Here is a 13,895-nt window from a genome sequence, read left to right on the forward strand (position 1 = left end):
GTTTCACGTGAAACATTTTGAAGCACGGAAGAGTTTCCTGTTTTCAGATTATAATCTGAAGTATTGCCGAATTGGAAAACGCGTAAAGAGAATTCCTGGATCGTTCCTTGCTGATTGTGAGTTGATGACAGGGCGTAACGGCAGCACGGTGAAAGCGGATGGTTGATGTCTACCTACGGTAAAAAATATGAGGTCATCGTGGTTGGCGCAGGGCATGCGGGCTGTGAAGCCGCCCTGGCCTCTGCGCGTATGGGTTGCCGGACCCTGCTCTTGAATCTCAGCCTCGACGCCATAGCACAGATGTCGTGCAACCCGGCCATCGGGGGTTTGGCCAAGGGACATCTGGTCAGGGAAATCGATGCCCTCGGCGGAGAGATGGGGAGGAATATCGACGCCACAGGCATTCAATTTCGCACCCTCAATATCAAAAAAGGTCCGGCGGTTCGGGCCTCCCGTGCTCAGGCGGACCGGCAGCTTTATGCCGCTCGGATGAAAAAGGTGGTGGAGGATCAATCCCTCCTTGATCTCAAACAGGGATCCGTTATCAGGCTGCTCATTTCGGGGAGCCGTGTCGCTGGAGTGGAAACACGCGAAGGAATCCTTTTCGAGGCGGATACCGTGGTGTTGACTACCGGTACCTTTATGCGCGGACTGATTCATGTCGGTCTGCGCAATTATCCGGGAGGGCGCGCCGGTGAACCCCCTTCTGAAGGTTTGTCCGATCATCTGCGATCCCTGGGCCTTCAAGTGGGGCGGCTCAAGACAGGAACACCGGCTCGGCTGGATCGACGATCAATCGATTTCTCCCGTCTCGAACCCCAGTTCGGCGATGCCATTCCCAGCCCCTTCTCTTTCGAAACGGAACGGATCGACCGTCCCCAACTCCCCTGTCATATCACCTTCACCAACTCTCGGACTCATGAGATTATTCGCGGCGGTCTGGACCGCTCCCCCCTCTACAGCGGAGTGATCGAGGGTGTGGGACCACGATACTGTCCGTCGATCGAAGATAAGGTCGTGCGTTTTCCGGAGAAGGACCAGCATCAGATATTTCTCGAACCTGAAGGGCTGACGAGTGCCGAGGTTTATCCCAACGGGGTTTCCACCTCCCTTCCCCCCGATATTCAACTGGCCTTCCTTCGCACCATTGCAGGGCTGGAAAAGGTCGAAATCATGAGGCCGGGGTACGCCATTGAATACGATTTTGTCGACCCGATTCAGCTGCAGCTTTCTCTGGAGACGAAGGAGGTGGGAAATCTTTATCATGCCGGTCAGATAAACGGGACATCGGGGTATGAAGAGGCCGCAGCCCAGGGCCTTGTCGCGGGGATGAATGCCGCCCTGCGCGTCCGAGGGAGAGAGCCTCTGATCATCGGGCGGGATCAGGGCTACGTCGGGGTGCTGATCGATGATCTGGTTAATCTGGGGACGAAGGAGCCATACCGCATGTTCACCTCCCGAGCCGAGTACCGGCTGCTGCTGAGAGAGGACAATGCAGATCAGCGACTTACCGAGTTGGGGTACAGGGCCGGACTGGTCACTGAGGAACGTTGGGAGCGCTACGTCGCTAAGCTGCATCAGATATCCCGGGGAAGAGAACGGCTGCGGGCGGTGCGGGTGGCCCCTTCCGATCGCGACGCAGCCGATCGCCTCGGGCTGGGAGAACTCAAGAATGGCGTTTCTCTGGAAGAGCTTCTGCGGAGACCGGAAATCAGTATCGAGGATCTGCTGTTTCTCGATGATACCCTGACGGCCCTCGGAATGAAAGTCCGCGAACAGCTGGAGATCGGCACCAAATACGAGGGATATATCCAGAGACAGGTCGACCAGGTCGAACGCTTCCGGCGGACCGAAACGATGGCGATCTCTCCCGATTTCGATTATGACGGGATATCAGGCCTTTCGGCCGAAGTCAGGGAAAAGCTGAAGAGGGTGCGGCCGCTGACGCTGGGACAGGCCTCCAGGATCCCCGGAGTGACCCCGGCGGCCATCGCCATTCTGGCCGTGCTGTTGCGCAGGGGACAAGTTGAACCCGTCTGAACTCCTTGTCCGCCAACTCGCGCAGATGAACATTCATCTTTCCCGGGGGGTCATCGATACTCTGATCTCCTTCATGGATGAGTTGCTGCGCTGGAACCGCCGCATCAACCTGACGGCGATTACCGATCCACGGGAGGCGGTAGAGAAGCACCTTGTCGATTCATTGACCCTCCTGACCCTGCTCACGGGGGATGAGCGGGTGCTGGACCTTGGCTCGGGCGGGGGGTTCCCCTGCATTCCTCTGAAAATCGTTCTGCCCCGATTACGCATCTTATCGGTGGACGCCGTCCAGAAAAAAATCGTCTTCCAGCGCCATGCCGCCCGTCTTCTTGGTTTCGACCATTTCGAGGCATTCCATGGGCGGGCCGAGGATCTGCCGCAAATCCCCACTTATGCCGCCGGCTTCGACGTGGTCCTTTCCAGGGCCTTCACGTCACTGCCATCCTTCGCTGCTCTGGCGAAGCCTTGTCTGGCTTCCGGGGGGCGGATCGTGGCTATGAAAGGAGCCGAAGGGGAGCGGGAGTTGGCTCAGGCGCAATTGCAGATAGAAGCCTTGAGCCTGCAGTGTCGGGAGATGAGCCGCCTGCGCCTGCCCGACTCCGGAGCGGAACGAATCCTGATGGTCTTCATGGAAAAGTGAAATACATCATACAATATATTGAAGTCTGCAACACAATCTCCACTACATGTTGTCAAGCCAAAGGTAGATACTCCGAAACCCCATTTTTTCTTTTAAGAATGAGGGGGTTGTGGTAATCTGCTCGACCGGTGCAAGTTGAAGGAGAGGTGAAAACATGGCTCAGACCATCGCCATCGCCAACCAGAAGGGAGGCGTGGGGAAAACGACCACTGCGGTGAATCTATCCGCCTCGCTGGCGGCTGCCGAAAAGCGCACTCTCCTGGTCGATATGGATCCTCAGGCCAATGCATGCAGCGGCGTCGGCATCGACAAACGGGCGCTGGAGTTGACCATCTACAATGCTCTTCTGGGGGAGGCGACGGCCAGGGATATTCTGGTCAAAACCGAATTGGCGCGTCTCGATGTTCTCCCCTCCAATACCGATCTCATCGGTGCGGAAATCGAACTGATTTCGGCCTTCGCCCGCGAGGGAAAGCTCGCGGGCATTCTCAGGGAAGTCCAGGACGATTACGATTACGTCGTGATAGACTGTCCTCCCTCCCTGGGGCTTTTGACCGTAAATGCCCTTACCGCCGCTGATTCTGTGCTGATCCCCCTGCAGTGCGAATTTTACGCCATGGAGGGGCTCAGTCAGCTCACACAGACTATTCGTCTCATCCAGCGTGAACTCAATCCCCGTCTCACCCTTCGCGGAATTCTCCTGACCATGTTCGACGGACGGAACAATCTCTCACACCAAGTCAGCGAAGAGATCCGCCGCCATTTTGCGGATCAGGTGTTCGAGGCGGTGATACCCCGAAATGTCCGCCTCTCGGAAGCGCCCAGTCATGGCCTGCCTGTACTCCTCTATGATATTGCCTCGCGCGGGGCCACTTCCTACCTTGAACTGGCCAGAGAGATCATCCAAACAGGAATTTGATATGGCAAAAAGACCTTCACTCGGCAAGGGTATCGGCGCCCTGCTGAACTCTGCTGCCCAGGAGGGAGGCCGCAAATATTTCCTCTGTCCCATCGAGGAACTGCGCCCCCACAGTAAGCAGCCCCGTAAAGCCTTCAACGACGAAAAACTTGCGGAGCTGGCAGCTTCGATCAAGGAAAAGGGGATTATTCAGCCCCTGGTCGTGCGCCAGGTCAACGACCATTACCAGATCATTGCCGGCGAGCGGCGCTGGCGGGCGGCCCAGAAAGCCGGACTTCGGGAGGTCCCGGTCGTCATCCAGGATGTCTCGGAGGACTGGGCACTGGAAATGGCGCTGATCGAAAACATCCAGCGCGAAGACCTCAACCCTATCGAGGAGGCGGAAGCCTACCGCAACCTCATCGAGGGTTTCGACCTGTCCCAGGAGGATGTGGCCCGGAGGGTCGGGAAAAACCGGACAACGGTAACCAATGCGCTGCGCCTGCTCCGACTTCCCGAAAAGGTGCGCGAGGACGTGATCGAAAAGACGCTCTCCATGGGCCATGCCCGAGCCCTGCTTTCTCTGGAAGAGGAGGAGGATATCCTCGAGGCGCGGGAAGAGGTCGTCAAAAGGGGGTTGTCGGTCAGGGAAACGGAGGCTCTGGCCAAGAAAATCAAAACATTCGGCCGGACGGTAAAACCGAAAAAAAACGACAAGGAAGAAAAGGACCCCCAGACTGTCTTTCTCGCGGAAGAACTGAAACGCGCCCTGGGGACACAGGTCCGGATCTTTCCCAAGGGCAAAGGCGGGAAGGTGGAGATATCGTATTTCTCGCCTGAAGATCTGGACCGGCTGATGGAAGTTCTGGGGATTTGCGGCAACGGCTGATATCAAGGATGGATCATTAAATGTTTAACAGGAAGGACAAGGGAACGATGCGCAAAGAGACTCCCATTGAGAAGGGTGACATCAAGGCTTTCCTGGGCCCCGGCAGCCAGTTCGAAGGGAAGCTGGTATTCGACGAAATCGTCCGTCTGGATGGAACGTTCCGCGGCGAAGTAACTTCCCGCGACACCCTGATCGTGGGTGAGGCCGCTGACATCCAGGCGGAGGTGACGGTGGGTACCCTTGTTTTAAGCGGGCGCTTCAAGGGTAACATCAAGGCCAGCAAAAAAGTCGAGCTGCGGGCGCCCGCACAGGTGGAGGGGAGCATCGAAACCCCGGTTCTATCGGTGGAGGAGGGTGTTCAGCTCAATGGCACCTTGACCATGAAGAAGGAAGCTGCGCCTGCTGAAAAGAAGGCCGTGGCACGCTGAAACCGCAAGGGTGACAAATAGCCGAAAAGCGGAAGGCACCATAAGATCCTTGACAATAAAAGGGTCATGTGGTAGCTATTCCCTGTTTTGCCCCAGGGCAGGATTTTTTAATCCCGGATTTTGTTGTATACAGTATACGAAAAGAGGGGTGGCCCCTTCTAGCTGACGAGGTGTGCAGTGATCGAAATCAATTGGACCATCTGGCTGCAGTTCGCCAATTTTTTTGTGCTCATGCTGGTGCTCAATGTCCTGCTTTACCGGCCTATTCGCGCCGTCATGGACCGGCGCCGGGAGACGGTCGAAGGGTCGCACCGCCGGGCGAAAGATCTGGAAAACCAGATCAGTGAAAAAATGGAGCGCTATCAGGGACAGCTTCAGGAAGCCAAGCTCAAGGGCACCCAGGAGAAGGCCGTGCTGCGTCAGGATGCCGCGGCGCAGGAGGCCCTGATGCTCTCCACCGCGCGGGAGAGTGCCGGCACCCATGTGCAGACCATCAAGAACAAGGTGGCTGCCGAGGCGGCCGAAGCGAGCAAACATCTCAGGAGCGAGGCCGCGAATCTGGCTTCTCATGTGGCCTCCAAGGTCCTCGGAAGGGGGCTGTAATGCATTTTCCCAAGGGTTGGATCATGAATAAAGGACGCCTGATATCCGCTGTCGCCGGCCTGTTGCTGATCTCGGCATCAGCGGCTCTGGCCGCCACCGGCGAGGGTCACCACGTCGACAGCGGCGTGCTGCTTAAGGACTTTCTGTACCGCTGCCTGAATTTTGCCATAATGGCCGGAATTCTAGGCTATTTCATCACCAAGCCGATTCGCAGGGGGATGGCCGCTCGACGGGAGGAGATCGCGAAGAATCTTCGCGAAGCCAGAGCCGCCAAGGAAGAAGCCGAATCCAAATTCGCCGAGTACGACCGCAAGCTCAGCAAGGCGTCGGCGGAAATCGAGGAGATTTACGCCTCCATCAGAAAAGAAGGGGAGCTGGAGAGGGAGAAGATCCTGGCCAATGCCAGGGAAATGGCCGAGAAGATCGGACAGGAAGCCGAAAAGACCGCTGCCAACGAGGTGGGCAAAGCCCGGGCTCGACTGCGCGAGGAAGCCGCCCTTATGGCCATCGAGATCGCCGAGGAACTGTTGAAGAAGAATTTCACGCGGGAAGATCATTCCCGTCTGGTAGATGAATACCTGCAGAAGGTGGGAGAACTACATTGAGTATCAGCGCGATATCCAGGCGATATGCCAAGGCCCTGGTGGATCTGGGCGCCGAGCAGAAGATGGTGGAGCGGTACGGAGATGAACTCTCCAGGATCAGCTCGTTGATTAACTCGGAGGACATGCTCCGCCTCATCCTCGAGAGTCCCACGTTTCCCATGGAGAAAAAAGCGGCTATTCTGGCGGACGTTCAGGCGACCCTGGACTTTTCTGACGGAATGAAGAAGTTTCTCGGTCTGCTCCTGGAAAAGGATCGCCTGCGGTACCTGCCGCAGATCGAGGGAAATTACCGGGATTTCGCCGATGAGCTTTCCGGCATCCTCCGTGCCCGGATCACTTCGGCGGCCGAGCTCTCCGAGGCCCAGTGCAAGTCCATCGGCGGCAGCCTTGAGAAGCAGACGGGGAAAAAAGTCCGGCTGACGGTCGAACTCGACCCTTCCCTGATCGGCGGCATCAAGGCCGAGATCGGCGGCAGAGAATTTGACGGCAGCATCAGAACTCAGCTTAATCGGATTGAAGATACCTTAAAGAAGGGGTGAGAAGGTCTTATGGAAATCAGAGCAGAAGAAATCAGCGCGATAATCAAGAAGCAGATCGAAAACTTCGGTCGCGAGGTGGAGGTCAGCGAGACCGGTACCATCATCAGCGTCGGTGACGGTATCGCCCGCATCCACGGCCTGGACAAAGCCATGGCCGGCGAACTTCTCGAATTCCCCGGCGGGGTCATGGGGATGGTGCTCAACCTTGAGGAAGATAACGTCGGCGCCGCCATTCTCGGCGAAGCCGAGCACATCAAGGAGGGCGACACCGTAAAGCGCACCGAGCGCATCGTTCAGGTCCCCGTCGGCGAGGCCCTTCTCGGCCGCGTCGTCAACGGCATCGGGATTCCCATCGACGGTCAGGGAGAGATCAAGAGCGACGACTACCGCCAGGTGGAGATCAAGGCCCCCGGCATCGTCGCCCGCAAGTCGGTCCACGAGCCGATGCAGACCGGCCTCAAAGCCATCGACGCCATGGTTCCCATCGGCCGGGGCCAGCGCGAGCTGATCATCGGCGACCGGCAGACCGGCAAGACCGCCGTCGCCCTCGACACCATCATCAATCAGAAGGGCCAGAACGTCGTCTGCATCTATGTCGCCATCGGGCAGAAGCGCTCCACCGTGGCCCAGGTGGTCGACAAACTCAAGCATTTCGGCGCCATGGACTATACCATCGTCGTGGCCGCCACGGCCTCCGACCCGGCCCCCCTTCAGTTCATCTCCCCCTACACCGGGGTTACCATGGGCGAGTTCTTCCGCGATACTGGCAAGCACGCCCTGATCATTTACGACGACCTTTCCAAGCAGGCCGTGGCCTACCGCCAGCTCTCCCTGCTGCTGCGCCGTCCCCCGGGACGAGAGGCCTACCCCGGCGACGTCTTCTATCTCCACAGCCGCCTCCTCGAGCGTGCCGCCAAGCTCAACGACGATCTCGGCGCCGGCAGCCTCACCGCCCTGCCTATCATCGAAACGCAGGCCGGCGACGTCTCCGCCTACATTCCGACCAACGTCATTTCCATCACCGACGGACAGATCTTTCTGGAAACCGACCTGTTCTACTCCGGGGTGCGTCCCGCCATCAACGTGGGTCTGTCCGTTTCCCGCGTCGGCGGCAGCGCACAGGTTAAGGCGATGAAGCAGGTCGCCGGAACCCTGCGCCTGGCGCTGGCCCAGTACCGCGAGATGGCCGCCTTCGCCCAGTTCGGCTCCGATCTCGACGCCGCCACCCAGCGCCAGCTCAACCGCGGCGCCCGCCTGGTGGAAATTCTCAAGCAGGGACAGTATCAGCCTCTGCCGGTGGAAAAGCAGGTTCTCGGCATCTATGCGGCCAACAACGGCTTCGTCGACAATTATCCGACGGGCGCCGTGCAGCGCTATGAAAAAGAGATGCTGATCTTCATGGAAAGCAGGCACGGGCAGATACTGGCCGACCTGAAGGAGAAAAAAGCTATCGACGCCGATCTCGAAGGTCGCATCAAGGGCGCCCTTGAGGAATTCAAGACTCAGTTCGTCGCCGAGTAAACCGCGAGCAGAAGGTCAGAACAGATGCCAAGTCTGAAGGATATAAAGAAGCGGATCGGCTCGGTCAAGAACACCCAGCAGATCACCAAGGCGATGAAGATGGTTTCCGCCGCCAAGCTGAGGCGGGCCCAGGAAGCCGTGGTCGCTGCCCGGCCCTATGCCAACAAGATGCAGGAGGTCCTCGCCAGCCTCGCCCTGCGCGAGGAAACCGAAGCTCATCCCCTGCTCAAGGATCGGGGGAAGGGACGGGCGTTGATCGTGCTGATGACGGCCGATCGCGGCCTTTGCGGAGGCTTCAACAGCAACATCAGCAAGGCGACCGAGCGGTTCATCCGGGCCAATACCGAGGGCTACGAGGCGCTCGACCTGATGATCATCGGCCGCAAGGGCAAAGAGCTGCTGAAGAACCGTGTCGGCCAGCACATCGTCAAGGTCTATGAAAACATCACCGGCACTATCTCCTACGGGACGGCCTCCCTTCTGGGTCAGGAAATCGTCGAGAGCTTCATCGAGGAGAAATACGATGCGGTCTATCTCGTCTACAACGCCTTCCGCAGCGCGATTTCCCAGGAAGTGACCTTCGAAAAACTGCTTCCCATTGTTCCGAAGAAGGTCGAAGAAGGCGAGCACGTCGCCGAATACCTCTACGAACCCAGCCGGAGCGCGGTTCTGGACCAGATTCTGCCCAAACACATCGAAGTCCAGGTTTTCCGCGGGCTGCTCGAGTCGGTTGCTTCCGAGCTCGGCGCCAGGATGAGCGCGATGGACAGCGCCAGCAAGAACGCCTCGGAGATGATCGGCAAGCTTACCCTTCAGTACAATCGGGCCCGTCAGGCGGCCATCACCAAAGAGCTGATGGAAATCATCTCCGGCGCCGAATCGATCAAATAAGAAAACGAACGATGATCCACACCTGCCAAGGTGAGGAAAAGGAGGAACGGTTCATCATGAATAAAGGAAAAATCACCCAGGTTATCGGTCCCGTCGTCGACGTGGAATTCGAGGCCGGTAAACTCCCCGAAATCTATCATGCCCTCAAGATCACCAACCCCTCTCTGGGGACTGGTGAGTGGAACCTGGTGGTCGAAGTAGCCCAGCACCTGGGCGAAAACACCGTCCGCACCATCGCCATGGACTCCACCGACGGTCTGGTGCGCGGCCAGGACGTGCTCGACACCGGCAAGCAGATCGTCATGCCCGTCGGTCGCAAGACCCTGGGACGCATCCTAAACGTGATCGGCCAGCCCGTCGACGAAGCCGGTCCGGTCGACTCCGATCTGGAATGGGAAATCCATCGTCCGACCCCCGAGTTTACCGACCAGTCGACCAAAGTCGAGGCCTTCGAAACAGGAATCAAAGTCGTCGACCTTCTCGCTCCCTACGCCCGCGGCGGAAAGATCGGCCTCTTCGGCGGAGCCGGAGTCGGCAAGACCGTTCTCATCATGGAGCTGATCCACAATATCGCCAAGCAGCACGGCGGCTACTCGGTCTTCGCCGGGGTGGGCGAGCGCACCCGCGAGGGGAACGACCTCTGGCACGAGATGAAAGAATCGGGCGTCCTCGACAAAGCTGCCCTGATCTACGGCCAGATGAACGAGCCCCCCGGCGCCCGCGCCCGCGTGGCGCTCTCCGCTCTCACCGTGGCCGAGTATTTCCGCGACGAGGAAGGCCAGGACGTCCTCCTCTTCGTCGACAACATCTTCCGTTTCACCCAGGCCGGCTCCGAGGTTTCGGCGCTTCTCGGCCGCATCCCCTCCGCTGTCGGCTATCAGCCGACCCTCTCGACCGAAATGGGCGAGCTGCAGGAGCGGATCACCACCACCAACAAGGGCTCGATCACCTCGGTCCAGGCGATTTACGTTCCTGCCGACGACCTGACCGACCCGGCCCCGGCGACCGCCTTTGCCCACCTCGACGCCACCACCGTTCTTTCCCGGCAGATCGCCGAGCTCGGCATCTACCCGGCGGTCGATCCCCTCGACTCCACGAGCCGCATCCTGGATCCTCAGGTGGTCGGCGAGGAGCATTACAAGATTGCCCGCGACGTGCAGTACGTTCTGCAGCGCTATAAGGACCTGCAGGACATCATCGCCATCCTCGGCATGGACGAGCTCTCCGAGGAGGACAAGCTGGTTGTGGCCCGCGCCCGCAAGATCCAGCGCTTCCTCTCCCAGCCCTTCCATGTCGCCGAGGTCTTCACAGGGTCCCCCGGCAAGTACGTCGAGCTCAAGGATACCATCAAGGGGTTCAGGGAGATCGTCGAAGGGAAATATGATGACATTCCCGAGCAGGCCTTCTACCTTGTGGGCACCATCGAGGAAGCTCTCGAAAAAGCCAAGAAGCTGGCGGCTTAAAGACCCGTTGTAGGGGCAGGGCTTGCCCTGCCCGGCTGTGGGCGCAGCAAGCGGCGCCCCTACAGAGGATAATGATATATGGCAGAAAAACTCAGACTGGAAATGGTCACCCCCTACAAGAAGGTACTCTCCACCGATGTGGATGAGGTCACCGCGCCCGGGACCCTCGGCGAATTCGGAGTGCTGCCGGGCCATACTCCGATGTTGACCAACCTCAAGGTGGGCGAGCTGGTTTACCGTACCGGCGGAGAGACCTTTCATGTGGCTGTCAACTGGGGATATGTCGAGGTGGAGAACGATACGGTCACCGTCCTGGTGGAGACCGCCGAACCCGCCGACGAGATCGACCTCGAACGCGCCAAGGCCGCCCTGGGGCGCGCCGAGGAGGCTCTGAAGAAGCTCAGCCCAGAGGACAAGAGCTACCTGATCATGGAAGCCGCTCTGGAAAGGGCCGCTATCCGGATCCAGGTAGCCGGACGCAGACAACAGCGTGGCCACTAGATTTACAGGTTCAAGGAAAACGAAAACGAAAACGGAAAGGGCGGCCCAGTGGGTCGCCCTTTGTTCTTGGGAAGAATGATAGTTTTCAGTATGGTCGGCGGTTAGCTGAATTTTTCCTTGAAAATCAGCGGGACTTTGGTCTGGACGAATCTCAGATGTTCCATCATCGCCTCTCGTGCCTTTTCCGGATTGCGTTGACGCAAGCCCTCGAAAATGGCACGGTGCTGATTCAACAGGGACTCCAGATACCCTTCCCTCTTGTAGAATTCCAGGAGGGAGACTTCGATGGTAGCCTGAAAGAGACCTCGGATCGTATCCAGAATGTGAAGTTGAATGGTGTTGTGGGTTGCCATGGTGATCGTATAATGGAACTGGGCGTCAACCTGAGGATCCCAGCCCCCTTCGCCGGCCTGCCGCTCCATCTCTTCGATGTATCCGGCCAGCGTTTCGATTTCCTCTTCCGTGGCCTTGGAGGCAGCCAGAAATGCGGACCATGTTTCCAGCCCCATGCGCACCTCAACGAGCGAAACGAGCAGACGGGGGTCTTTTTCTACCATCGTGGTGAGCGGATCCGCAAGGGAGGTTTCGGTGAGTGAACGGACGAAGGTGCCGCCGCCCTGACGCGACTCAATCAGCCCCATGGCTTCCAGAACCATGATCGCCTCACGTACCGAAGGCCGGCTGACTCCGAGCATGCTCGCCATGTCCCGCTCAGAAGGGATTCTTTCACCGGGTTTAAGTTGGCCTCTGGATATAAGTTCCTTGATCTGTCCCACGATTTCTTCGGAAATCTTTTTCGGTCGGATCGGTTTGAAAGGGTTGGTCATTCCATTGCTCCAAGATAAGAATTGGTATGACCATTTTTACCATTGTTTTCCTAGAAAAGCAACAGTTCTCTTATGCCGAGCAAGGTGCTGAACAGTAATTCCCCCCGGTCGGTGATTCATCTTGACCTCGACGCATTTTTTGCTGCCGTGGAGCAAAATGACTGTCCCGAGTTGAGGGGTCAGCCGGTCCTGGTGGGGGGAAATCGGGAAAGAGGCGTTGTCTGCGCCTGTTCCTATGAAGCCCGGCGCTACGGAATTCACTCCGCAATGCCGATGGCGCAGGCCCTTCGGTTGTGCCCAGCGGCGAAGGTGCTGCCGGTGCGGATGAAGCGTTACCGAGAGCTGTCGGCCCAGGTCTTCGGAATATTCTCGCGATTCACAGACAGGATAGAGCCCCTCTCCATAGACGAGGCCTTCCTGGACGTCAGCGGCTGTGAACGCTTGTTCGGACAGGCAACCACTATAGCTTCCCGGATCAGAAAAGAGGTCCGCGCCGAAACCGGTCTCACGGTCAGCGCTGGAGTTGCGCCAAACAAATTCCTGGCCAAGCTGGCTTCGGACTTCGGAAAACCCGACGGACTAGTAGAGGTGCGGCCTGAAGCGATCGATGAATTCCTCCTTCCCCTTCCCCTCTCCCGGCTCCATGGTGTAGGTGAGGTAACGGTCGGAAAGCTGAGGAAACTTGGGCTGCGTACCGTTGCCGACCTGCGGCAGCTCAGCAGGAGCAGCCTGAGCACCATGCTCGGAGCCCAAGGCGAACACCTGTACCTCCTGGCCCGAGGGGAAGACGATCGTCCGGTGGAGACGACCAGTGCCATCAAGTCGGTGGGACACGAGGAAACCTTTTCCAGTGACCTGTGGAAAATGAACGATTTGCACAAGGAACTGCTGGACCTGTGTGAGAGGGTGGCGGCGCGGCTGCGACGCCATGGTTTGACAGGGCGTTGTATCACCCTGAAGGTGAAATATTCCGATTTCGTGACCGTAACGCGGGGCAGGACGATCGCCACCGGCATGGACAATGCCATGATGATGTACAGGGAGGGACTGAGTCTGCTCGAAAAGACCGAGGCGGGTCGAAGGCCTGTGCGGCTCCTGGGGATCTCTCTTTCACTGCTGGAGGAGGAGGGTTCACGCCAAGCGGATCTGTTTGAAGAGGAGAGGCGTCGTCGGCAAAGCGCTCTCGACCGGGCGGTAGACGGAATACGGGAACGCTTCGGGGCTTACGGGGTGCGCCGCGGAGCCCTGGTGGAATTGCCGAGGTCAGGTGACGAGGAAGGGGGCGACACCGGTCAGTGAGCGGAGCAGGTTCGACCGGGTATGGGCTTCCAGTGTCATGCTTGGTGCCGCGGGGAGGCTGGACATCAACTGGAAGAGGGCGGCAAAGTCGATCCTCCCCTCTCCCACCGGTAAATGGTCGTCTCTTACACCGAGGTTGTCGTGAAGATGAAGGTGCACAAGGCGTGAACCGAGAGCGTTGAACCAGTCGGAAAGTGAGACATCCGCAAAGAGGCTCCAGTGGCCTATATCGAAGCAATGCCCGAGCCACGGAGTGTCAAGGGCGGACAGAAGATCGCAGAGGGTCCCCGTATCCTTCTCGAAGATATTTTCCAGAGCCATAGTGCATTTCTGTTCAGCCGCCCTTTTCAGGAGAGGCGGCCAGAAGTGCAGATTCTGATTCAGCCAGAGATGGTCGAGGCCGCTGTACTTCCACCGGTCGTATCCGGGATGAAAGACAACAAGTCGAGCCCCCAGGCGGTCGGCGGCCTCCAGGGTCTGGAAGAAGCGCTGCCGGGTCGCTTTGAACACCAGGGGTTCAAGCGCCCCAGGGTTGAGATCCGCAAAAGGAGCGTGGATAGTGACCTTCAGGCCCGCCCCGGCCAACTGGCGACCGGCGTCCCGCAGGTGTTGAGGGGACACCATGTCGAGATCCGGCCCCTTGAAGGCGATCTCGGGCTGCAGGCTTCGTTCCAGGAGGAAGGGCAGGGTCGCTCGCAATTGAGCCCAGGGAACATGGACATGCAGGCGATGATCAGTCACCCTCGCCTCC

Annotated in this window: 16 protein-coding genes; 14 read left to right on the forward strand and 2 right to left on the reverse strand. The window is 58.5% G+C overall.

Translation table 11 applies throughout. The features are described from left to right. Nucleotides 1-7: 7 nt before the first annotated feature. The 13 genes from DTF_RS26665 to DTF_RS0115560 all read left to right on the forward strand — a co-directional run bounded on the left by DTF_RS26665 (nt 8) and on the right by DTF_RS0115560 (nt 11,018). A complete protein-coding gene (locus tag DTF_RS26665) occupies nt 8-166 on the forward strand; it encodes a hypothetical protein (RefSeq protein ID WP_155890844.1) in 159 nt (52 codons plus the stop codon). Continuing rightward, a complete protein-coding gene (mnmG, locus tag DTF_RS0115505; RefSeq protein WP_027716057.1) occupies nt 166-2,040 on the forward strand; it encodes a tRNA uridine-5-carboxymethylaminomethyl(34) synthesis enzyme MnmG in 1,875 nt (624 codons plus the stop codon). Before DTF_RS26665 ends, mnmG begins: the two co-directional genes overlap by 1 nt. Continuing rightward, a complete protein-coding gene (rsmG, locus tag DTF_RS0115510; protein WP_027716058.1) occupies nt 2,027-2,680 on the forward strand; it encodes a 16S rRNA (guanine(527)-N(7))-methyltransferase RsmG in 654 nt (217 codons plus the stop codon). Before mnmG ends, rsmG begins: the two co-directional genes overlap by 14 nt. Nucleotides 2,681-2,834: 154 nt before the next feature. Further along, nucleotides 2,835-3,599, forward strand: coding sequence for a ParA family protein (locus DTF_RS0115515; RefSeq protein WP_027716059.1), 765 nt, complete (start codon nt 2,835-2,837; stop codon nt 3,597-3,599). 1 nt (nt 3,600) lies between these two features. Beyond that, nucleotides 3,601-4,467: a ParB/RepB/Spo0J family partition protein gene (locus DTF_RS0115520; RefSeq protein ID WP_027716060.1), complete on the forward strand. Its 867-nt coding sequence runs from the start codon at nt 3,601-3,603 to the stop codon at nt 4,465-4,467. A gap of 20 nt (nt 4,468-4,487) precedes the next feature. Next, nucleotides 4,488-4,895: a polymer-forming cytoskeletal protein gene (locus tag DTF_RS23895; RefSeq protein ID WP_051361370.1), complete on the forward strand. Its 408-nt coding sequence runs from the start codon at nt 4,488-4,490 to the stop codon at nt 4,893-4,895. 177 nt (nt 4,896-5,072) lie between these two features. Further along, the gene (locus tag DTF_RS0115530) at nt 5,073-5,498 is read left to right on the forward strand and encodes an ATP synthase F0 subunit B (protein ID WP_051361371.1); all 426 of its coding nucleotides are present in this window, start codon (nt 5,073-5,075) and stop codon (nt 5,496-5,498) included. A 23-nt stretch (nt 5,499-5,521) separates the two neighbouring features. Then, nucleotides 5,522-6,103 carry a F0F1 ATP synthase subunit B gene (atpF, locus tag DTF_RS0115535; RefSeq protein WP_027716062.1) on the forward strand — a complete coding sequence of 194 codons (582 nt, stop codon included), beginning with the start codon at nt 5,522-5,524 and terminating at the stop codon, nt 6,101-6,103. After that, entirely contained in the window at nt 6,100-6,642 is a 543-nt protein-coding gene (atpH, locus tag DTF_RS0115540) for an ATP synthase F1 subunit delta (RefSeq protein WP_027716063.1), read from the forward strand. Before atpF ends, atpH begins: the two co-directional genes overlap by 4 nt. A gap of 9 nt (nt 6,643-6,651) precedes the next feature. Further along, complete coding sequence (gene atpA, locus DTF_RS0115545; protein ID WP_027716064.1) at nt 6,652-8,163, forward strand: F0F1 ATP synthase subunit alpha; 1,512 nt, start codon at nt 6,652-6,654, stop codon at nt 8,161-8,163. A gap of 24 nt (nt 8,164-8,187) precedes the next feature. Then, nucleotides 8,188-9,054 (forward strand): ATP synthase F1 subunit gamma, encoded by an 867-nt coding sequence (gene atpG, locus DTF_RS0115550; RefSeq protein WP_027716065.1) that lies wholly within the window; start codon nt 8,188-8,190, stop codon nt 9,052-9,054. Nucleotides 9,055-9,110: 56 nt separating this feature from the next. Then, complete coding sequence (gene atpD, locus DTF_RS0115555) at nt 9,111-10,517, forward strand: F0F1 ATP synthase subunit beta (protein WP_027716066.1); 1,407 nt, start codon at nt 9,111-9,113, stop codon at nt 10,515-10,517. A gap of 78 nt (nt 10,518-10,595) precedes the next feature. After that, nucleotides 10,596-11,018 carry a F0F1 ATP synthase subunit epsilon gene (locus DTF_RS0115560; RefSeq protein ID WP_027716067.1) on the forward strand — a complete coding sequence of 141 codons (423 nt, stop codon included), beginning with the start codon at nt 10,596-10,598 and terminating at the stop codon, nt 11,016-11,018. Between the two features lie 101 nt (nt 11,019-11,119). Here the strand turns inward: DTF_RS0115560 and DTF_RS0115565 are convergent, their stop codons facing one another. Beyond that, entirely contained in the window at nt 11,120-11,845 is a 726-nt protein-coding gene (locus DTF_RS0115565; RefSeq protein ID WP_027716068.1) for a FadR/GntR family transcriptional regulator, read from the reverse strand. 72 nt (nt 11,846-11,917) lie between these two features. Between DTF_RS0115565 and dinB the strand changes: the two genes are divergently transcribed. Further along, nucleotides 11,918-13,144: a DNA polymerase IV gene (dinB, locus tag DTF_RS0115570; protein WP_027716069.1), complete on the forward strand. Its 1,227-nt coding sequence runs from the start codon at nt 11,918-11,920 to the stop codon at nt 13,142-13,144. Here the strand turns inward: dinB and DTF_RS0115575 are convergent. Next, nucleotides 13,109-13,885: a sugar phosphate isomerase/epimerase gene (locus tag DTF_RS0115575; RefSeq protein ID WP_027716070.1), complete on the reverse strand. Its 777-nt coding sequence runs from the start codon at nt 13,883-13,885 to the stop codon at nt 13,109-13,111. The genes dinB and DTF_RS0115575 overlap by 36 nt on opposite strands. Nucleotides 13,886-13,895 lie beyond the last annotated feature (10 nt).

The organism is Desulfuromonas sp. TF (assembly GCF_000472285.1).
Lineage (GTDB): Bacteria > Desulfobacterota > Desulfuromonadia > Desulfuromonadales > ATBO01 > ATBO01.